Below are 18,655 nucleotides of genomic sequence, written 5' to 3'. Positions count from 1 at the left end.
TTAGTCCGCCCAATGGATTGTGGCCCCAGATAAAACCGCGCAGATTGGCGCTTTCATGGGGTCATTAATAAGAATGGCACGTTCTAGCGCCGCCCGCTTTTCCGCGCCCGTAATCAGGATATGACGGTGCTTTGATCCTGCCAAAACACGGGCCGTCAACGTAATCCGCGGCTCGGGAGCACCGGGGGCGCGCATCGGCAGAAGGACCGGGGCATCAGGAGCGAACGCCTCGGCCAATAGATCCGCTTCAGGGAAAATACTCGCCGTATGCATGTCCGCGCCCAACCCCATCACGCAAACAGATAAAGGGAGTACGTTTTCAATAGCTTGGGAGAGTTCATTGAGGCGATCCTCAGGCCGATCTGCGGGTGCATAAAGCGGTAAAAGTGTTGCCCTTGCCGCTTTATTTTGCAACAACCGACGACGCAAAAGAGCCGTGTTTGAGCGCTCGCTCGTTTCGGGAACCCAACGTTCGTCCCCAAGCAGAACCGACACCTTTTCCCACGGCAAATCCACCTGAGATAGCGCGTCAAATATTGGACCCGGCGTTGAACCACCCGGGACAGCGAGCGCCGCCGATCCTGTCTCCGCAATCTCGGCCGTAAGCTCTTGTGCGATGCGCGACGCAAGGCCTGACATTAAGGCCTCGCGTGAGGAATATTCGACAAACTTCATTCTTTAATCTCTCTCCAACGACGCCCGTCTTTATGTAACAACATCAAAGCATCTTCTGGCCCCGAACTTCCGGAATCATAGGATTTTGGCATGTCCCCACGCTCCTGCCATTCGTTGATGATCGGGTCTGTCCACGCCCAAGCCGCTTCAACTTCATCGCCACGCATAAAGAGGGTTTGGTTGCCGCGGATCACGTCCATAATCAGACGCTCATAGGCATCGGGCGTATCTTCCGCATCGGCCCCAAGCGCATCGGCGAAGCTCATATCAAGGGGCACTTCCATCAAACGCATACCGCCGGGACCGGGTTCTTTGATGGTCACACGCAGGGTCATGCCCTCGTTTGGCTGAAGGCGGATCGCCAAAACATTGCCGCGACGCCCTTCTTGTTTGCCGAAAATAGAATGGGGCGGGTCTTTAAAAACTACGGCGATTTCACTGGTGCGCGCACGCAAGCGTTTGCCCGTCCGCAGATAAATCGGTGTACCCTTCCAACGCCAATTGGAAATATTCACCTTCATGGCGATAAAACTCTCGGTACTGCTATCCGGATTTCCCGATTCCTCAAGATAGGACGGACCGTCCTTGTTGGCCTCGTAGCGCCCGCGCACGATGTCACTCGAATTCACAGGATCTAGCGCGCGGATGACCTTGAGTTTTTCGTCGCGCACGGCGTCTGGCTCAAACTCGTTTGGCGGCTCCATTGCGATCAAACACAAAAGTTGCATCAAGTGGTTTTGAACCATGTCCCGCATGGCACCGGATTTATCGTAATAGGCTCCACGGCTGCCAACAGCGACGGTTTCTGCGGCCGTAATCTGAATGTGATCGACATATTGGCTGTTCCAAAGTGGCTCAAACAAAATGTTGCCAAACCGAACAGCCATGAGGTTTTGAACGGTCTCCTTGCCCAAATAATGGTCAATGCGGTAAATCTGGCTTTCATCAAAATGCTCGGCCAAGACAGCATTCAGCGCCTTCGCCGATGCCAAATCGCGGCCAAATGGCTTTTCCACCACAATCCGACTTTGGCTATCTGCGATTTTATACGTGTGCAAACGCTCGGCCAAATCACCAAACAAACTCGGTGCGACCGAAAAATAGAACGCTTTCACCACGTCTTTGCGGGTGAGCTTTTTAAGATCACTCCAGCCGCCGGCGCCCTGTGCGTCGATCACAATATAAGAAATAAGTTCCAGAAAACCCGCTATCGATTTGGAATCACGGTATTTTTCAGGCACGAACTCTTTGATCGCGGCACCGATAAGTTTGCGATAGACCGCGCTATCCTGATCCTGACGCGCCGCGCCAATAATCCGCGCCCCTTCGGGCATTTGCCCTGACCTATAGCGACGATAAAGACCCGGGAGAATTTTGCGGCGGGCAAGATCGCCCGTGCCACCAAAAATAACTAAATCGAAATCTTCCACTGGGATGACGCGCGAAACCATTTGGTCCTCATTTCGTTTGTATTGCTCAAAAAACAGGGAACTTCTCCTGCTCCGTTAGCGCTAACGTATTGTCCTTGCGCATCTAATAACGCCCCTTTTCGCGCAAGTCTAGCACGCAAGTATTCTATCACAACTCTGTCAGGCTGTTTCTTTTAGCTTTTCGCGCAATGTTGGACCCGATACCAGTCAATAAAACAGGAAAGTTGCCCCATGAAAGATCAGCCGACACACGCTACGTCCATCCACACCGCGAACATTGGGAAGTTTCAAGATCCTTTTGTGACCGCCAAAGGCGACGAACGTGCACAGGTTGCCCTCACCAATCCAGAGACGCTTTGGTTTAACACGGGAACGCTGTGCAACATTGCTTGTGTGAACTGCTATATTGATAGTTCGCCCAAGAATGATGCATTGGTTTACATTTCAGCCGATGAGGTGAGCGCGTATTTGGCGCAACTGGTTACGCGCAAATGGGGCGCTCACGAGATCGGATTCACGGGTGGCGAGCCCTTTATGAATCCAGAAATGATCGAGATTTTGACCCGCAGCTTGGAAGCGGGGTATGAGGTTTTGGTCCTGACGAATGCGATGCAGCCGATGATGCGGCCCGCGATGCAACAAGGGATTAAATCGCTGGTTTCCAAATACAGAGACAAGCTGACATTTCGCATTTCCCTCGATCACTACGACATGAAAAACCATGACGACGTGCGCGGGGCCGGCGCATATACGCGCACCCTTGAGGGCATGGCATGGCTCAGCGAACAAAACGCGCAAATTGCCAGTGCGGGACGCATGATGTGGGACGAAACCGAAGCGCAATCCCGCGCAGGATACGGTGACCTTTTCCTCGCGCATGGTTTTGCTATCGACGCCCAAAACCCCTCTCAATGTGTTTTGTTTCCCGAGATGGATGAAAACGTCGAAGTGCCTGAAATTACAACGGCTTGCTGGGATATCCTAAACGTGTCGCCAACCAGTGTGATGTGCTCTAGCTCGCGTATGGTTGTGAAACGCAAAGGGGCAGAGAAGCCCGCCGTTTTGGCCTGTACACTCCTGCCCTATTCGCCCGAATTTGAACTCGGTGAAACACTAGAACAGGCCGAGAAAAGCGTGCAGCTCAACCATCCGCATTGTGCGAAATTCTGTGTACTTGGTGGCGCAAGCTGTTCGGGCTAACCTGCGTTTAAGCGTCTAATTCGGTGTCCCAATACAGAAAATCCATCCAGCTATCATGTAGGAAGTTCGGCGGGAATTTGCGGCCGGTGTTTTGCATTTGAGCCACTTCTGGCTGACAGGGCGTTTTTCTGAGATGCATCGTCGACTGGCGCAAAGATTTACTGCCCTTTTTCAGGTTGCAGGGCGAACAGGCCGCCACAACATTTTGCCAACTGGTGATTCCGCCCGCCGCCCGTGGAATCACATGGTCAAACGTAAGGTCCCCACGCGCGCCACAATATTGGCACTTAAACTCATCCCGCAAAAACAGGTTAAAACGAGTGAAAGCAACGCTCGCTTTTGGGCGGACATATTCCTTTAAAACCACGACCGAGGGCACGCGAATTTCCATCGACGGGCTATGCACAACATGGTCATATTCCGCAACAATATCAACGCGATCAAGGTAGGCAGCCTTGATGGCTTCTTGCCATGGCCACAGAGACAAAGGATAATAGGAAAGTGGCCGATAATCCGCATTCAAAACCAATGCAGGATGCTGTTTTAATTTCCCCGGTTCACGGGTGAATTCAGTTCGAAAATCGCCGTCCATGGGTCAAATTTCCCTACCCTGTCTACTGTACCCAGCACCAGAGCGAGGATCTCGCCCTAGCCTGTGGATAACTATATATAGCTCCAACGCGGTGGCAAGCCTCCTGATGTGGTGAACTGCCTGCGATTGACTTTATATTAACAAGGTAACGTCAATGTGACGCCAAAAAGCGCTAAATATACCCCAATTTTTGCATTAAAAATTGATTGGCCGAAGACAACCCGTCGGGGCCGATTCCGTGTGCTGTGCCTTCCATGACATGCGCATAAACGTCAAATCCTGCCGCAACCAATGCGTCGCCCGCATCCGCCATGCTTTGAATTGGGACCACGTCATCCTGATCACCGTGGATGAGGATAACTGGCGGTTTGCTTACCGTTTCTTGAGCAAGCTTTTCCGGCGCTAACAGTCGGCCAGAGAAGGCTACAACACCGGCGAAGGGCTTAGCTCGCCGCGGGGCCACATGGAGGGCCATCATCGTGCCTTGGGAAAAGCCCAAAAGCACGCAATTCTCTGGCGCGACGTCATTTTCCGCCAAAATACCATCCAAAAATGCGTTCAGGTCCTCGCTCGCCAATTTGAGGCCAGCCTCAGCCTGTGCTTCACTGCTACCGTCGATCCATGGAATCGGGAACCACTGAAATCCAAACGGCGCGCCCGGAATAGTTTCGGGCGCGTCAGGTGCGAAAAAGGCCGTGTCTTTGAGGTTGGGTCCCAATGGATCGGCCAACCCCATCAAATCCGCGCCATTCGCGCCGTACCCGTGCAGCAAAACCACAATGGACTTTGTGGTGCCAGAAACAGGTGCGCGCGAGGTGTATTTCAGAGTGCGAGTCATCGGATGCCTTCTCGTTGTTTTGCAATATGGTAATAGGCCCAGAGCAGCCGCGCCGCAACCGCCCGATGCGGCGACCATGCTTCAGCCATTTCGCGAAATGCACGCTCTTTTGGGCGGTCCGGCAGACCAAAGAGCAAGCGCGCGCTCTCCTGAAGCGCCAAATCTCCTGGTGCGAAGACATCCGCGTGACCCAATGAAAACATTGCATAAATCTCGGCGGTCCATGCGCCAATTCCAGACACTTCGGTGAGGGTTTTGATGACGTCATCGCTGGATGCCGTGCGCAAAGCAGCGTAATCAATCCGCGCCTCCGCTAGGGCACGGGCATAGCGCACCTTTTGACGACTCAGGCCAAGGTCGCGCAATTCTGCGTCGCTGGCCGCGATGATTTTTCGCGGCCCCATCATTTTTGCGTCTTTCAACCGTTTTGAAATTGCATTCGCGGAGGCAACGCTCACCTGCTGACTAATGATGGCATCAAACAGCGCGTCAAACCCGTCTTTCCTACGGCGCAAAGGAAGCGGCCCTGTCGCCTGATAGGCAGGTGCGAACCGTGGCTCAAGCGCGACAAGCCTCTCTGCATGTCTTTCAACGTCTTCCAAATTTTCAATTATCATACAGATACTTCTTGGAGGTTCTTAATCCACGAGAGGGCTTCAGAAACGGTTTCCACATGATCCCCTGAGAGCATCGGTGGACGGCGCAACATCAAGACCGGAAGACCAAGAAGGCGTGCTGCATCAAGCTTCGTACGGCTAGGCTCCCCGCCGGCGTTTTTTACGACGAGCACGTCCACATCCAAGTCGCGAAACAACGCCACCTCGTCTTCTACTGAAAACGGTGGTTTTCCAACGAGGTAACGCCCGTTCTTATACGGAAATGGACCGTCGGGCGGGTCAATTTGCCGGCAAATCAATGTCATTTCCGATAGATTTTCGAACGACGCCAAAGTGCTCCGCCCCGTCGCGAGAAATACAACAGATCCGGTTGGAATAAGATCCTTCGCTTCGGCAGGGTTGTCGATCATCGTCCAATCATCTTCTGGTACGGCCTGCCACTCTGGCCGCCGAATATGCAGGTAAGGCACTGAAATTTCGCTGCAAATTTCTTGCGTGCGCTCGGAAATCCGTGCTGCAAACGGATGTGTGGCGTCTATAACAGCGCCAAAACCTTCGCCCAAAATATAATCACGCTGCGCCGCATAGCCGCCAAACCCACCGATACGTGTGCTAACCGGCAAAACCGTTGGTTGCCGCGTTACACCAGCCAAAGAGGAAACCACGGTAACACTCTGATCCCGCGACAAAAATTCAGCTAAACGGCGCGCTTCTCCCGACCCTGAAAGAAGGAGGATTTTCAGTGTTTTGGTCATTCTTGCGCCCGCCCAATCACCAGACCAACACGGTCAATAATCACCACATCCACCTGAATTGGCGTGTCTCGGAGTTGTTTTCGGATTTGGAGTAACGCCTCACGCGCCACATCATTTGCAAGAGGTTTTCCTATTTTTTCATATACTTGCAAGGCTGTATTCATGTTGCATATGCTAGCATCGTCACATAATTCAGCCAGTCTTGAGAAATCCACCTGACTGCGCCCAGAATGCAAATCAACAGCCCCCTGCGCAAGCTTGACCATTTTTCCGATGCCACCGCCAATTGTGACTCGTTCAACTGGATGTTTTCGCAAGTATTTCAACAATCCACCCGCAAAATCGCCCATATCCAGCATCGCCTCCAGGGGGAGATCGTAGAGGCCCTGCACCACTTTTTCGCTCGTGGACCCCGTACATCCTGCGACATGTGTTAGGCCCGTTGCCCGCGCCACATCGATGCCACGGTGAATTGAAGCGATCCACGCCGAGCAACTGAACGGGCGCACAACGCCCGTTGTTCCCAAAACCGAAAGGCCACCGACAATCCCAAGCCGTGGATTCCATGTTTTCTTGGCGATTTCCAACCCATTATCTATGGATATTTCGATTTCAACCTGTGGGTCGGCGCCGTATTTTGCCGCCATTTCTGCCACAATATCCTGCATCATTTGGCGCGGCACCGGATTGATCGCAGGCTCTCCTACGCCAATCGGCAAGCCCGGCTTGGTGACGGTTCCAACGCCAGCCCCTGCCTTAAAACGGATGCCGTGGCCGCCCAAAGTGACGCGCGACCGGATCATCGCGCCATGGGTGACATCCGGATCGTCGCCCGCGTCTTTGATAATCGCGGCCTCGGCCCAGTCTGTGCCAAATGCGGTTTCTGCCAATGTAAAATCCGGTGTCTCGCCGCGCGGAAGCGTGATCGAGACCTCCTCATCAAACGCCCCGCCCCATAGGCGCACCAATGCCGCCTTGGTCGCGGCGGTCGCGCAGGCGCCCGTGGTCCAGCCACGACGCAATTCTTTGGGCTCCAATGTCATCAACGCGACTATAACGACTAAATTCCTGTCGCCAATTGCTCAATTCAGAGCGTTTCCAGACTTTCCGCCGCCCCAACAACGGGGCATAAGGGGATATGACTGATTCAACGCCACGCGCCGCTTCCCATTCTGCTGTTCTCCCGACGGGAGACTGGCCTGAACTTTTACCTGGATGGGTTTGGCTTTGTGGCGCTGGCCCCGGCGATCCTGGGCTAATGACTTTGCATGGCTTGAACGCGCTGCAACAGGCCGACGTGATTGTCTATGACGCGCTTGTGCAGAAGGATATTCTGGCGTGGGCACGCCCCGATGCCGAATTGATTTACGCAGGTAAGCGGGGCGGGAAACCCTCGGCGAAACAACAAGATATCTCCCTGACGCTTGTTGATTTGGCCAAAGCAGGACGGCGGGTTTTGCGGCTTAAAGGCGGCGACCCTTTTGTTTTTGGACGCGGTGGCGAAGAGGCGCAAACGCTGGTGCAACACGATGTTCCCGTGCGCATTATCCCCGGCATTTCGGCGGGAATTGGCGGGCTGGCTTATGCGGGCATTCCCGTGACCCACCGCGATGTAAACCAATCGGTGACCTTTGTGACGGGCCATGACCAGACGGGCGAAACAACCAATCTCAACTGGAAAGCCATTTCGCAAGGCTCCCAAGTCCTAGTAATATATATGGGAATGAAACACATCGCGCGGATTGCAGGCGCCCTTCTTGATGCGGGACGCGCGGCCGATGAACCCGTTGCCGTCGTCACCGAAGCCACAACGAAAAACCAGCAGGTCCTTGAAACCACGCTTGAAAACGTGGTCGCCGATATTGAAGCCAGCGATCTTGAGCCGCCCGCGATTATTTGCATTGGGCGTTCGGTTAAGATGCGGCAAGTTTTGGATTGGCAAGGGATGCTTGAGGGCAAGCCCGCGCGCAACCTTGATCCGCTCGGGCGCGGTCGCCCCGCCGAAGAACGGTGACATCTGGCGCGATCCTCCTCGCCGCTCCGACCTCAGGTGCGGGAAAAACCACGATCACATTAGGTCTTCTGCGGGCACTCAGAAATGCGGGCATTCCTGTGCGTGGTGCGAAATCCGGCCCAGATTATATTGACCCCCGTTTTCACGAGGCCGCAGCAGGGCAAACCTGTCTGAACCTTGATGCATGGGCCATGTCCCCCGACCGAATCCGCGACTTGGCCACCGGCGACGGGCCGCTTCTGATTGAGGGCGCAATGGGCCTGTTCGACGGTGCGCCGCCCTCCGGTAAAGGGTCTAGTGCCGACATCGCGCGCATCCTCGCCGTGCCCGTTGTCTTGATCGTTGACGCCTCGAAAACCGCGCAATCGGTCGCGCCCTTGGTAGCAGGCTTCGCAGGGTTTGCGCCCGACGTGACCATTGCGGGCGTCATCCTCAATCGCGTGGGGTCCGCGCGGCACGAAGCTATGTTGCGCCAAGCGCTCGCGCCTTTGGGCTTGCCCGTATTAGGCGCGGTTCATCGTTCGGATGCGCTTTCGCGCCCCTCGCGCCACCTTGGTTTGGTACAAGCAGGCGAACACCCCGATTTGGAAGCGTTTCTTGAAATCGCTGCTGCTGAAATCGGGGGGGCCGTTAACCTCAATGCCCTGCTCACCCTTGCACGCCCACCATGCACCTCTCAAGCGGCACCGCGCCTGCGCCCGCCAGCGCAGCGCATCGCCGTCGCACAGGACCGCGCCTTTGCCTTTGCATACCCCCATATGCTGGCGGATTGGCGTTCTGCTGGCGCAGAAATCACGTTTTTCTCACCCTTGAATAACGAAGCGGCCCCCGCCTCTGACTTCCTCTTTCTACCTGGCGGCTATCCGGAGATTTTTGCCGAAACCCTTGCGAATGCAGATGTTTTCAAGGCCTCCGTCAGAACTGCTGCCCAAAAAGGCACCCAAATCTACGGCGAATGCGGTGGCTATATGACTTTGGGTGAGGGCTTGATAGATGCACAGGGTGCGCGTCATGAAATGCTCGGCCTTTTGCCCGTTGAGACAAGCTTTGAAACCCGCAAACTGCATCTGGGCTACCGCGACCTGTATGCCGACGCGGGGCCATTTACCGGCCATTTCAAAGCCCATGAATTTCACTATGCAACGACGTTGCGCGCACAAGGAACACCCCTGTTTGAAGCAACGGATGCCGAAGGAAACGCCCTGCCTCCGATGGGCCTTCTTCAGGCGAATATCTGCGGATCTTTTGCCCATATAATTGATAAAAACTGAATTGCACTTTTTGGGGTTTCACCAGCGGGGTTTCGCCGCTACGAATTGCGCATGACCGAAATTCAATCGCTGTCTCGCGCCCGTAAAAATGTTCTCGTCCTTGTTGCCGCCCAAGCTATTTTGGGCGCCCAGATGTCGATGATCTTTACTTATGCAGGCCTTGCAGGGCAAAACATGGCGACAAACATTTGTTTTGCCACCTTGCCTATTTCGATGATTGTGATGGGGTCAATGCTGGCCGCATCGCCGCTCTCGGCCATTATGCAGAAATTTGGCCGCCAGATCGGATTTTTCGTCGGTGCATTTAGCGGCATGATCGGCGCGGCCATCAGTGCCTATGGCCTCTATTCCGATACTTTCGCCCTCCTCCTTCTAGGCAGTTTAATCACCGGCATCTATATGTCTTCGCAGGGGTTTTTCCGGTTTGCCGCCATCGATACAGCCCCCGAGGACTTCCGCGCCAAGGCGATTTCGTGGGTTATGGCAGGCGGACTTCTTTCGGCATTCATCGGACCGCAATTGGGCAAACTCACCGTCGACAGCACCGCGATCCCCTTCATGGGCGTCTACTTAACGGTCATCGTACTCAATCTGGTCGGCTCGCTTTTGTTCTTCGCACTCGACATCCCAACGCCGCCCAAACCAAGCGTGCACGATGTCAAAGGCCGCACGCGCTGGGAAATGATCAAATCACCGCGCATCCTTGTCGCCGTGATCTGCGCGATGGTTTCCTACGCCCTGATGAACTTGGTGATGACCTCCACGCCCCTCGCGGTGGTTGGATGCGGGTTTGGCAATGACGACGCTGCAAATGTCGTGACGGGCCACGTATTGGCCATGTTCGCCCCCAGCTTCTTCACGGGGCACCTTATTGTGCGGTTCGGCGTTGAAAAAATCGTCGCAACGGGCCTCGCGATCCTCGCGTTAGCGGGCGTTGTCGCCCTTGCAGGTGTCGAGTTAACGAACTTCTATGTCGCGCTCGTGTTGCTTGGCATGGGCTGGAACTTTGGCTTTATCGGCGCGACAACCATGCTCGCCACGGCCCACACCCCCGAGGAACGCGGGCGGATGCAGGGCTTGAATGATATGATCGTTTTCGGCTTTGTCACTGTGGCGTCGCTGGCATCTGGCGGATTGATGAATTGCTCCGGCGGCACCCCAGTTGAGGGCTGGACCAGCGTCAATCTCGCGATGATTCCTTTCCTTGTGCTCGCAGGAGGGGCCTTGATTTGGCTGGTGATGCAGCCCAAACAAACGGCCTAATACCGCCCCAGTACCGACTTGCGCAATAGCCGCGCTTTGCGGGAAAATTCTGGCAAATACAGCGAACCGTCGCCCACCCGTTCGGGGCTTTTGATCGCCAGCTTCAGCAAGGGTTCCGCCTGCCATCCCCACCGCAAAGCGGGAGCAAAATTGCGCGATGGTTTGGCTGATTGCAAACGCTCCAACCCTCGCTGGGCAAGGGATTTTACGCCTTCGTCACGTCCGTCGAGCAACGGAATTTTTCCCCGTTCCACAAGATCAGCAACCGCCGCAAGCCACGCAGCAACTCCGACACCGTATGCATAGGCCCGCACCGATTTCTCATCGTCAGGTTGCGCCCCCAACGTCTGGCAAGCCATCCACATCAAATGCCCCGCCGTGTGATCAATATATTCGTCAAAATCATCCTGATCGGCAAAGGGCTCAGTGTAAGCATCCCAAAGCCGCGCTGCTGCCATTTGGTCTAGATTCTGGGCCGAAAGCCCAAATTCCTGCACGCATTGCACCAAAGATGCCGAAATCTCATGCGTACGCACCACACCTTTCGCCGCGATTTCATCAATCAAATCGCGCCACCACTGAAGCCGCATTTCTGCAATCATCGGCTCTTTGCTCGCCCACGGCGCACGCGCCAATTCAAGGTTATAGGCCGCCAGAGTAAACAGACCGCCACGCACCTCAGGCGCCGCCGCCATCGTCGCTAAAAACCGATCTGGATCGCCCTTTTCCACAAGCGCCGCACACACTGCATAATCCATCATGGCTGCTTCACGTCGCGCACGAGCTTCCACTGAATCGCGTCCAAAAGCGCCTCAAAACTTGCGTCCACAATATTGGACGAAGCGCCAACGGTGGACCAACGCCGCCCTTGCCTATCTTCGCTATCAATCACAACGCGGGTCACAGCCTCGGTGCCACCATTGGTGATGCGCACCTTATAATCAACCAGATGCATGTCATCTATTAGGTCCTGATAAGGGCCTAAATCCTTGAGCAAAGCCTGCATCAACGCATTCACAGGGCCGCGATCCGTGCCGCCCTCGTCCATCGAGTCGCTCACCGACATTTTCTTCTCGCCGTTGATTTTCACAACCACCACGGCTTCCGAAAGGCTTACCATTTTGTTGCGCTTATTTTTGCGCCGCTCGACCGTCACCTTATAGCGTTTTACCTCGAAGAACTCTGGCAAAAGGCCCAACTCACGCCGCGCCAAAAGCTCAAAACTCGCCTGTGCGACGTCAAAGGAATAGCCTTCGTCCTCGCGCTCTTTGATCACCTCAAGAATGCGTGCCAGCGCCGGGTTTTTGACATCCACCTCAAGGCCGGCACTCGCCAAACGACTGCGTAAATTGCTTTGCCCCGCCTGATTGGACATCGGTATTATCCGTGTGTTTCCAACAAGTTCCGGATCGATGTGCTCGTAAGTCGTCGGGTCTTTCAGGATCGCTGAAGCATGCAATCCCGCCTTATGCGCAAAAGCGCTGGCCCCAATATAGGGCGCTTGCCGCATAGGAACACGGTTGAGGATATCATCCAACATTCGGCTAAGTTTCGTCAGCCCCAGCAAGGCCTTACGTTCAATTCCGGTTTCAAATCGGTCCGCATAATCCTGCTTCAAAATCAGGGTCGGAATCAGCGTTGTCAGGTTGGCATTGCCACAGCGTTCGCCCAACCCGTTGAGCGTCCCTTGGATTTGGCACGCCCCCGCTTCAATCGCCGCAAGACTCCCCGCGACGGCATTTTCGGTATCGTTATGGGTGTGGATTCCGACGTTAGCGCCCGCAATTCCGGTGGCGATCACAGCCGAGACAATGCGCCCAATCTCGCTGGGCAAAGTGCCGCCATTGGTGTCGCATAAAACCACCCACCGCGCACCTGCGTCCAATGCTGCCCGCAAACATGCGAGGGCATATTCGCGGTTGGCTTTATAGCCGTCAAAGAAATGTTCCGCATCAAACAGGGCCTCGCGCCCCTGTGCCACGATATAGGCAATCGAGGCGGAAATATTGTCGATATTCTCCTCAAGAGGGATATCAAGCGCGCGGGTAACGTGGAAATCATGGCTTTTGCCAACAAGGCAAACCGCAGGCGTGCGCGCATTCATCACCGCCGCAAGCACGTCGTCGTTTTCAGCACTACGGCCACTGCGTTTGGTCATGCCAAACGCAGTCATCATCGCGCGCGTTTTTGGTGCATCGTCGAAAAAGGCGCTGTCCGTCGGGTTTGCCCCGGGCCAGCCGCCCTCAATGTAATCAAGACCGAGACCATCAAGCGCCTTGGCAATCCGGATTTTCTCGTCGGTCGAGAATTGCACACCCTGCGTTTGTTGTCCGTCGCGTAATGTTGTGTCGTAGAGATAAAGGCGGGTTTTACTCATTTTAGAGCCTCCAGTTTGGAGCGATCAAAGTTCTCCTTAAAATCGAGTGTAACGCCGTCTTTAGACATCCTCACTTCTAATCCAGCTTCAACTAAAGCACTTTTGATACGATCAACTTCTGAAAAATCCTTTGTTTCTTTGCCAATTTTTCGCGCGTTGTCCAACAACGCCTCGTATTCGCCAAGATCAACGAGTATGGCATCCAACGAAGATCCGAAGGTAGTCACCCAAATATGTTTGTAGTCAAATCCGAGAAAATTCAGTGCGGCAGCAAGTTCTACTTTTGAAGTCAGGTCACTTTTAGCTTTAGCAGCCAATTTATGCAGGTGGGAAATGGCCATTGATGTGTTCAGGTCAGATGCAAGTGCCTCTACAACTTCTACTGGTGGGCGGGTATGCGGCAAAAGACGAGCAACATCGTCACGTTCTTCATCAATGATTTGTTTCCAATTCGTAAGCGTTTTTTCGGCCTCGTCCCGTTTTTTTTCGGTCCAGTCCATCGGTTTCCGATAATGCGTCGACAGCATCACAAAGCGGATCACTTCGCCCGGAACCCCTTGGTCGAGCAAATCGCGCACCGTGAAGAAATTGCCAAGGCTCTTGGACATTTTCTTGCCCTCAACCTGCAACATTTCATTGTGCATCCAAACCTTGGCGAACGCCCCCTCGGGATGCGCACAGCAGCTTTGCGCCACTTCGTTTTCGTGATGTGGGAACATCAAATCATTGCCGCCGCCGTGGATGTCAAACGCATCCCCAAGCAACTCATAGGCCATCGCCGAACACTCAATATGCCACCCCGGACGACCAAAGCCCCAAGGGCTTTCCCACCCTGGCGTCGCAGAATCCGACGGCTTCCAAAGCACAAAATCCATCGGATTGCGCTTATAGGGTGCCACTTCGACCCGCGCGCCCGCGATCATATCATCCAGCGAACGCCCCGAAAGAGCCCCGTATTTGTCATAGCTTTCCACCGCAAAAAGCACATGCCCCTCGGCGGCATAGGCGTGGCCCGTTTCGATCAACGTGGTAATCATCGAAATCATCTGGGGAATATATTGCGTGGCCCGTGGCATTTCATCAGGATCTTGCGCCCCCACGGCCCGCATATCGTCCAAGAACCAGCCAATAGTTTCGTCACAAATCTCGCCAATCGAGCGACCAGTTTCCGCCGCCCGCGCATTAATCTTGTCATCAACATCGGTGAAATTGCGTACATAGGTGACGTGCTCCGCCCCATACACATGCCGCAGCAAACGTTGCAAAACATCAAACACAATCACTGGCCGCGCATTGCCAAGGTGGGCGCGATCATAGACCGTCGGCCCACAGACATACATGCGCACATTCTGGGCATCAATCGGTTCAAAAACCTCTTTTTGACGGGTTCTTGTATTGTGTAGCTTTATCTCAACCATAGTGTCCTCACGCGGGTGCTTGCCGCGGGCATATCAACTTTGGTTTCAATTGGAAATGAGAAGACGGCCCGCTTTGATGTTAAGCAGGAATACAAATGCAAATAATGGCGCAAAATTGTCTCATAACGTGGGTGTAGCAAACTGTGCGCCCTCTGCCAAGGCGCTTGACCAGTCAATACCCCTGACCTACCCTCGGCCCACTTTGAGGAGGACCAAATGACAGATCTAGGCCAAACGTTCCGCGCGCTACACCAACGCGGCAATCCCTTTATTCTTGCTAATGCGTGGGATATCGGCAGCGCGAAAATGCTTCAGAACCTCGGCGCGCAAGCTGTCGCGACCTCCTCCGCGGCCCAAGCTTTCACCCTTGGAAAACCCGACGGCGTTACCCGCGACGAGGCCCTCACCCACGCCCAAGACCTCGTTCGCGCGCTGGACATCCCCGTTTCGGGCGATTTTGAGAACGGCTTTGGCGATAGCCCAGACGACGTCGCCGAAACCATCCGTCTTGCGGGCGAAATTGGTCTCGCGGGGGTCTGTATCGAGGATATCGCCCTCCCAAGTGATGCGCCCTATGACGTCGCCCTCGCTACGGAACGGATCAAAGCCGCAGCCTCGGCTGCCCGCGCGTTAAAAAACGACTTTTTCCTCTTGGCCCGCGCCGACGGGATCATGCATGGAGTCTATGATCTCGCCGAAGCCCTCATCCGGATCAAAGCGTTTGAAGACGCCGGTGCCGACAGTCTCTATGTACCCATGCCCGCCTCATGGGACGACCTCGCGACAATCTGTGCCAGCTCCACCTTACCCGTCAACGCGCTTGCGTCCGGTCCCTATGCCCAACGCCGCAAAAGCGAGTTTGCCGCCATCGGTGTCGCGCGCATTTCGCTCGGCTCCTCCCTTGCCCGCGTCACCCATCGTGCGCTTTACGACGCCGCAAACACAATACTGCGGGACGGGGATTTTTCGCCCCTCGCAAATGGAATTTCAAGCGATATTATCGACAACCTCCTCGTTTAAGCGGCTGTAATCGGAAGAAACTATATGAATCACGATGATCTGGCCCATTGGTCAAAAATCGCCGCCGATTGGGCGCGCGACTATCATGCGGGTCTGCGCGACGTCCCTGTACGCCCCAATATAAAACCCGGCTCGATTGCCGCACAACTCCCTGCCAAGGCCCCCGACGGCCCCGAAGATATGAGCACAATTTTCGCGGATTTCGAACGCCTCGTGCCCAGCAACACAACCCACTGGCAACACCCGCGTTTCTTTGCCTATTTCCCCGCCAATGCCTCGCCGGCTTCCATGCTTGCAGAGCAACTCGCCAATGCCATCGCGGGTCAAGCCATGCTCTGGCAAACTGCCCCCGCCGCCAATGAAATCGAGGCCGTGATGATCGGCTGGCTCGCCAATGCGATGGGCCTGCCCGACACGTTCACCGGTACAATCCACGACAGCGCCACCACGACAACCCTGTCGGCGATACTCACCATGCGCGAACGTGCGCTAGATTGGGCGGGCCTCACCGACGGCCTGAGCGGCCAACCCCGCTTGCGCATTTACGCCTCTGCCCAGACCCACAGTTCCGTCGACAAGGCCGTGCGCGTGGCAGGCATCGGCCAAGACAACCTCGTCAAAATCCCCACAACTTCGGATTACGGCATGGACCCCGCGGCGCTTGACGCGGCCATTCGCGCCGACATCGAGGCGGGCCACCTCCCCGCAGGCGTCGTCCTGTGCACGGGCGGCACTTCGATAGGCGCCTGCGATCCCATTGCCGCCTGTATCAAAGTCGCAAAAGCCCACAACCTCTTCGTACATGTCGACGCTGCATGGGCTGGAAGCGCGATGATCTGCGAGGAATTCCGCCCCCTTTGGGAGGGCATTGAAGGCGCGGATTCCATCGTATTCAACCCGCACAAATGGCTCGGGGTCCAATTCGATTGCGCCATCCAGTTCATGCCCAATCCAAGCGAGCAAATCCGCACTCTCGGCCTGCGCCCCGCCTATCTCAACACCCAAGGCCAAGACGAAATCGTCAACTACAACGAATGGACCGTCCCCTTGGGCCGCCGTTTCCGCGCGCTCAAAATTTGGTTTACGCTACGGGCCTATGGCTTAGATGGCTTGCGCGAACGCATCCGCAACCACGTCGCATGGTCACTTGAGGCCCGCGACGCCATCGCGTTGATCCCCGGTTGCCTCCTCACAACCTCGCCGCGGCTGTCCCTTTTCACCTTTTCCTATATCGATGACGTCGAAACAGCCGCCTTACTCGAACGCATCAACGCGGACGGGCGTATCTATCTGACCCAAACCACCCACGACGAGCGCTTTGTGATCCGCGTCCAAGTCGGACAATTCGATTGCACCCGCGATGACGTGATGATGATCCCCACGGTCATCCGTGACCTCATTGCTTGATTTCTATGAAAACGGGTCTAAACTCTGGTTCAACGTGTTTTTGGAGCTGAAATGACCCGTTTGTTAGCCGCTTTGGTCGTTGCCCTCGGCCTCCTTGCTGTCTCCCTCCCCGGCCAAGCCCAAACCCTTCCCGAATATGAAAACCTCTATGTCAATGATTACGCCAACATGCTTTCACCCGAAATTCAAGATACCCTGCGGCGCAAACTCAACTACCTCAGGGAGGACATCGGCACCGAGATGAGCATCCTCACCGTCACTGACATGGCGTCATATGGCGATCGGACGAATATCGCGGATTTTACCACGGCGGTTTTTAACAAATGGGGCATTGGCAAAGCTGAACGAAACGACGGCCTTTTGCTGGTGATCTCCAAAAATGACCGCACCTTCCGCATTGAAGTGGGCAGCGGCTATCCCCCGATTTACGACGATATATCCGAGGACATTATCCAGTTTTACATCACCCCCGCTTTCAAGGACGGGGATTTTGACGACGGTGTCTTGGATGGTGCGGACAAAATGATCTCGCTGATCGCCTTGCCTTTTAATGGCGGCGAGTTGTCTCCTGAGCGCCCCAAAAATCCAAACGGCATCGCGGATCTGATTTTTTGGGGCATGGCGATATTCTTTGGTGGCAGTGTAGTTGCGGCGGTCCTTGGCCCCAAACTTTCCGGTTTTCAATTCGCACGCAAACCCTGCCCTCAATGTGGGCAAAAAGGCATGGTGAGGAAAATAACCACCCTGCAATCTGCCACAACAAGCGATACGGGTCTGCGTGAAACAAACATCACTTGCCCAAATTGCAGCTATTTTAATGTCACACAATTCATAATTCCACGCGTCTCTGACACAGACGACAACAATAGTTCAGGCTCGGGTGGGTCAAGTTTCGGTGGCGGATGCAGTTCAGGCGGCGGTGCTTCAGGTAAATGGTAAAGGCTTGATTAAAACCGCCCTGGCCTTTATTGAACAAGTGTTCAATTATTTTCTGGGAGGTCGCAATGGACATCACAACGACAAAAGCCATCATCACCGGCGGCGCGTCTGGCTTGGGCGAAGGCTGCGCACGGGCCTTGGCGGCCTCAGGCGCACAGGTCACGATTTTTGACCGCGACGCGACACGCGGCCCCATGGTTGCTGCCGAAATCGGTGCAACATTCGTCGAAGTTGACGTGACCGACGAGGCATCCGTAATGGCAGCCATCGCGCAGGCCAAATCAGCGATGGGCGGCATCACAGCTTGTGTGAATTGCGCGGGAATCGTTACTGGCGCGAGCACGTTGGGAAAAAACGGCCCCTTCCCGCTCGCGGATTTTCAGCGCACCATCGACATCAATCTCGTGGGTACGTTCAACGTTGCGCGCCTCGCCGCCCAAGCCATGGCTGACAACGCCCCAAACGCCGATAATGAGCGTGGCGTTATTATCAACACGGCTTCGGTTGCCGCCTTTGACGGGCAGCGCGGCCAAGCAGCTTATGCGGCGTCCAAAGCGGGAATTGCGGGACTTTCCTTGCCGATGGCCCGCGACTTGGGACGCACGGGTATCCGTGTGATGGCCATCGCGCCGGGCATATTCATGACCCCGATGCTCGAAAGTCTTGGCGAGGAGATCATCGCAGGCCTGTCAAAAGACGTGGTGCATCCCAAGCGATTGGGCACCGCGCATGACTTTGCCCGCCTCGTAGAATTCATCATATCACACCCGTATTTGAACGCGGAAGTAATCCGTCTGGACGGTGGCCTGCGCATGGCCTAGGCGCTTAAAGTTGCAGAG

18 protein-coding genes are annotated in these 18,655 nt (G+C 55.1%); 8 read left to right on the top strand and 10 right to left on the bottom strand.

All coding sequences use genetic code 11. From position 1 onward, the window contains the following. Entirely contained in the window at positions 1–675 is a 675-nt protein-coding gene (gene pgl, locus AB9F27_RS15845; protein ID WP_369757925.1) for a 6-phosphogluconolactonase, read from the bottom strand. Further along, entirely contained in the window at positions 672–2,126 is a 1,455-nt protein-coding gene (gene zwf / locus AB9F27_RS15840; RefSeq protein WP_039002235.1) for a glucose-6-phosphate dehydrogenase, read from the bottom strand. The genes pgl and zwf overlap by 4 nt, the downstream gene beginning before the upstream one ends. A 210-nt stretch (positions 2,127–2,336) precedes the next feature. Here zwf and AB9F27_RS15835 point away from each other — a divergent pair, with 210 nt between their 5' ends. Next, complete coding sequence (locus AB9F27_RS15835) at positions 2,337–3,305, top strand: radical SAM protein (protein ID WP_335584896.1); 969 nt, start codon at positions 2,337–2,339, stop codon at positions 3,303–3,305. A gap of 7 nt (positions 3,306–3,312) precedes the next feature. Here AB9F27_RS15835 and AB9F27_RS15830 read toward each other — a convergent pair whose 3' ends face one another. The 5 genes from AB9F27_RS15830 to AB9F27_RS15810 form a co-directional block, all read right to left on the bottom strand. Further along, a complete protein-coding gene (locus tag AB9F27_RS15830) occupies positions 3,313–3,897 on the bottom strand; it encodes an HNH endonuclease (RefSeq protein ID WP_039002233.1) in 585 nt (194 codons plus the stop codon). 172 nt (positions 3,898–4,069) lie between these two features. After that, positions 4,070–4,735 (bottom strand): alpha/beta hydrolase, encoded by a 666-nt coding sequence (locus tag AB9F27_RS15825; protein ID WP_039002232.1) that lies wholly within the window; start codon positions 4,733–4,735, stop codon positions 4,070–4,072. Next, positions 4,732–5,352 (bottom strand): DNA-3-methyladenine glycosylase 2 family protein, encoded by a 621-nt coding sequence (locus tag AB9F27_RS15820; protein ID WP_335584895.1) that lies wholly within the window; start codon positions 5,350–5,352, stop codon positions 4,732–4,734. The genes AB9F27_RS15825 and AB9F27_RS15820 overlap by 4 nt, the downstream gene beginning before the upstream one ends. After that, positions 5,349–6,107 carry a cobalt-precorrin-6A reductase gene (locus AB9F27_RS15815; protein WP_335584894.1) on the bottom strand — a complete coding sequence of 253 codons (759 nt, stop codon included), beginning with the start codon at positions 6,105–6,107 and terminating at the stop codon, positions 5,349–5,351. Before AB9F27_RS15815 ends, AB9F27_RS15820 begins: the two co-directional genes overlap by 4 nt. After that, positions 6,104–7,150: a cobalt-precorrin-5B (C(1))-methyltransferase gene (locus AB9F27_RS15810; protein WP_335584893.1), complete on the bottom strand. Its 1,047-nt coding sequence runs from the start codon at positions 7,148–7,150 to the stop codon at positions 6,104–6,106. Before AB9F27_RS15810 ends, AB9F27_RS15815 begins: the two co-directional genes overlap by 4 nt. Positions 7,151–7,245: 95 nt before the next feature. On the opposite strand from AB9F27_RS15810, the gene cobA reads away from it, so the two are divergent. The 3 genes from cobA to AB9F27_RS15795 are packed head-to-tail and all read left to right on the top strand — an operon-like array spanning position 7,246 to position 10,655. Beyond that, complete coding sequence (gene cobA, locus AB9F27_RS15805) at positions 7,246–8,121, top strand: uroporphyrinogen-III C-methyltransferase (protein WP_039002229.1); 876 nt, start codon at positions 7,246–7,248, stop codon at positions 8,119–8,121. Continuing rightward, positions 8,118–9,392 carry a cobyrinate a,c-diamide synthase gene (locus tag AB9F27_RS15800; protein WP_335584892.1) on the top strand — a complete coding sequence of 425 codons (1,275 nt, stop codon included), beginning with the start codon at positions 8,118–8,120 and terminating at the stop codon, positions 9,390–9,392. Before cobA ends, AB9F27_RS15800 begins: the two co-directional genes overlap by 4 nt. 51 nt (positions 9,393–9,443) lie before the next feature. Further along, positions 9,444–10,655 carry an MFS transporter gene (locus AB9F27_RS15795; protein ID WP_335584891.1) on the top strand — a complete coding sequence of 404 codons (1,212 nt, stop codon included), beginning with the start codon at positions 9,444–9,446 and terminating at the stop codon, positions 10,653–10,655. On the opposite strand, the gene AB9F27_RS15790 is transcribed toward AB9F27_RS15795, so the two are convergent. The 3 genes from AB9F27_RS15790 to cysS are packed head-to-tail and all read right to left on the bottom strand — an operon-like array spanning position 10,652 to position 14,450. Continuing rightward, the gene (locus AB9F27_RS15790; RefSeq protein ID WP_335584890.1) at positions 10,652–11,416 is read right to left on the bottom strand and encodes a squalene/phytoene synthase family protein; all 765 of its coding nucleotides are present in this window, start codon (positions 11,414–11,416) and stop codon (positions 10,652–10,654) included. The genes AB9F27_RS15795 and AB9F27_RS15790 overlap by 4 nt on opposite strands. Beyond that, positions 11,413–13,032: a citramalate synthase gene (gene cimA, locus AB9F27_RS15785; protein WP_335584889.1), complete on the bottom strand. Its 1,620-nt coding sequence runs from the start codon at positions 13,030–13,032 to the stop codon at positions 11,413–11,415. Before cimA ends, AB9F27_RS15790 begins: the two co-directional genes overlap by 4 nt. Next, a complete protein-coding gene (cysS, locus tag AB9F27_RS15780) occupies positions 13,029–14,450 on the bottom strand; it encodes a cysteine--tRNA ligase (RefSeq protein WP_335584888.1) in 1,422 nt (473 codons plus the stop codon). Before cysS ends, cimA begins: the two co-directional genes overlap by 4 nt. A gap of 216 nt (positions 14,451–14,666) precedes the next feature. Here cysS and AB9F27_RS15775 point away from each other — a divergent pair, with 216 nt between their 5' ends. From AB9F27_RS15775 to AB9F27_RS15760, 4 genes are all read left to right on the top strand, one after another. Next, on the top strand, positions 14,667–15,470 hold the full coding sequence (locus AB9F27_RS15775) for an isocitrate lyase/phosphoenolpyruvate mutase family protein (protein ID WP_335584887.1): 804 nt from the start codon (positions 14,667–14,669) through the stop codon (positions 15,468–15,470). A 24-nt stretch (positions 15,471–15,494) separates the two neighbouring features. Beyond that, positions 15,495–16,877 carry a pyridoxal-dependent decarboxylase gene (locus tag AB9F27_RS15770; protein WP_335584886.1) on the top strand — a complete coding sequence of 461 codons (1,383 nt, stop codon included), beginning with the start codon at positions 15,495–15,497 and terminating at the stop codon, positions 16,875–16,877. A gap of 51 nt (positions 16,878–16,928) precedes the next feature. Next, a complete protein-coding gene (locus AB9F27_RS15765) occupies positions 16,929–17,816 on the top strand; it encodes a TPM domain-containing protein (RefSeq protein WP_335584885.1) in 888 nt (295 codons plus the stop codon). A gap of 65 nt (positions 17,817–17,881) precedes the next feature. Beyond that, complete coding sequence (locus AB9F27_RS15760) at positions 17,882–18,637, top strand: SDR family NAD(P)-dependent oxidoreductase (RefSeq protein WP_335584884.1); 756 nt, start codon at positions 17,882–17,884, stop codon at positions 18,635–18,637. Positions 18,638–18,655 lie beyond the last annotated feature (18 nt).

The sequence above is a fragment of the Falsihalocynthiibacter sp. CO-5D18 genome (assembly GCF_041205445.1).
GTDB lineage: Bacteria > Pseudomonadota > Alphaproteobacteria > Rhodobacterales > Rhodobacteraceae > Falsihalocynthiibacter > Falsihalocynthiibacter arcticus.
The sequence above is the reverse complement of the archived record's forward strand: the minus strand, read 5'-3'. Positions and strand labels throughout refer to the sequence as shown.

Bases quoted from the DNA above. Each gene is read 5' to 3' on its own strand.
- pgl (WP_369757925.1), bottom strand. From the start codon at position 675: ATGAAGTTTGTCGAATATTCCTCACGCGAGGCCTTAATGTCAGGCCTT.
- zwf (WP_039002235.1), bottom strand. From the start codon at position 2,126: ATGGTTTCGCGCGTCATCCCAGTGGAAGATTTCGATTTAGTTATTTTT.
- AB9F27_RS15835 (WP_335584896.1), top strand. From the start codon at position 2,337: ATGAAAGATCAGCCGACACACGCTACGTCCATCCACACCGCGAACATT.
- AB9F27_RS15830 (WP_039002233.1), bottom strand. From the start codon at position 3,897: ATGGACGGCGATTTTCGAACTGAATTCACCCGTGAACCGGGGAAATTA.
- AB9F27_RS15825 (WP_039002232.1), bottom strand. From the start codon at position 4,735: ATGACTCGCACTCTGAAATACACCTCGCGCGCACCTGTTTCTGGCACC.
- AB9F27_RS15820 (WP_335584895.1), bottom strand. From the start codon at position 5,352: ATGATAATTGAAAATTTGGAAGACGTTGAAAGACATGCAGAGAGGCTT.
- AB9F27_RS15815 (WP_335584894.1), bottom strand. From the start codon at position 6,107: ATGACCAAAACACTGAAAATCCTCCTTCTTTCAGGGTCGGGAGAAGCG.
- AB9F27_RS15810 (WP_335584893.1), bottom strand. From the start codon at position 7,150: ATGACATTGGAGCCCAAAGAATTGCGTCGTGGCTGGACCACGGGCGCC.
- cobA (WP_039002229.1), top strand. From the start codon at position 7,246: ATGACTGATTCAACGCCACGCGCCGCTTCCCATTCTGCTGTTCTCCCG.
- AB9F27_RS15795 (WP_335584891.1), top strand. From the start codon at position 9,444: ATGACCGAAATTCAATCGCTGTCTCGCGCCCGTAAAAATGTTCTCGTC.
- AB9F27_RS15790 (WP_335584890.1), bottom strand. From the start codon at position 11,416: ATGATGGATTATGCAGTGTGTGCGGCGCTTGTGGAAAAGGGCGATCCA.
- cimA (WP_335584889.1), bottom strand. From the start codon at position 13,032: ATGAGTAAAACCCGCCTTTATCTCTACGACACAACATTACGCGACGGA.
- cysS (WP_335584888.1), bottom strand. From the start codon at position 14,450: ATGGTTGAGATAAAGCTACACAATACAAGAACCCGTCAAAAAGAGGTT.
- AB9F27_RS15775 (WP_335584887.1), top strand. From the start codon at position 14,667: ATGACAGATCTAGGCCAAACGTTCCGCGCGCTACACCAACGCGGCAAT.
- AB9F27_RS15770 (WP_335584886.1), top strand. From the start codon at position 15,495: ATGAATCACGATGATCTGGCCCATTGGTCAAAAATCGCCGCCGATTGG.
- AB9F27_RS15765 (WP_335584885.1), top strand. From the start codon at position 16,929: ATGACCCGTTTGTTAGCCGCTTTGGTCGTTGCCCTCGGCCTCCTTGCT.
- AB9F27_RS15760 (WP_335584884.1), top strand. From the start codon at position 17,882: ATGGACATCACAACGACAAAAGCCATCATCACCGGCGGCGCGTCTGGC.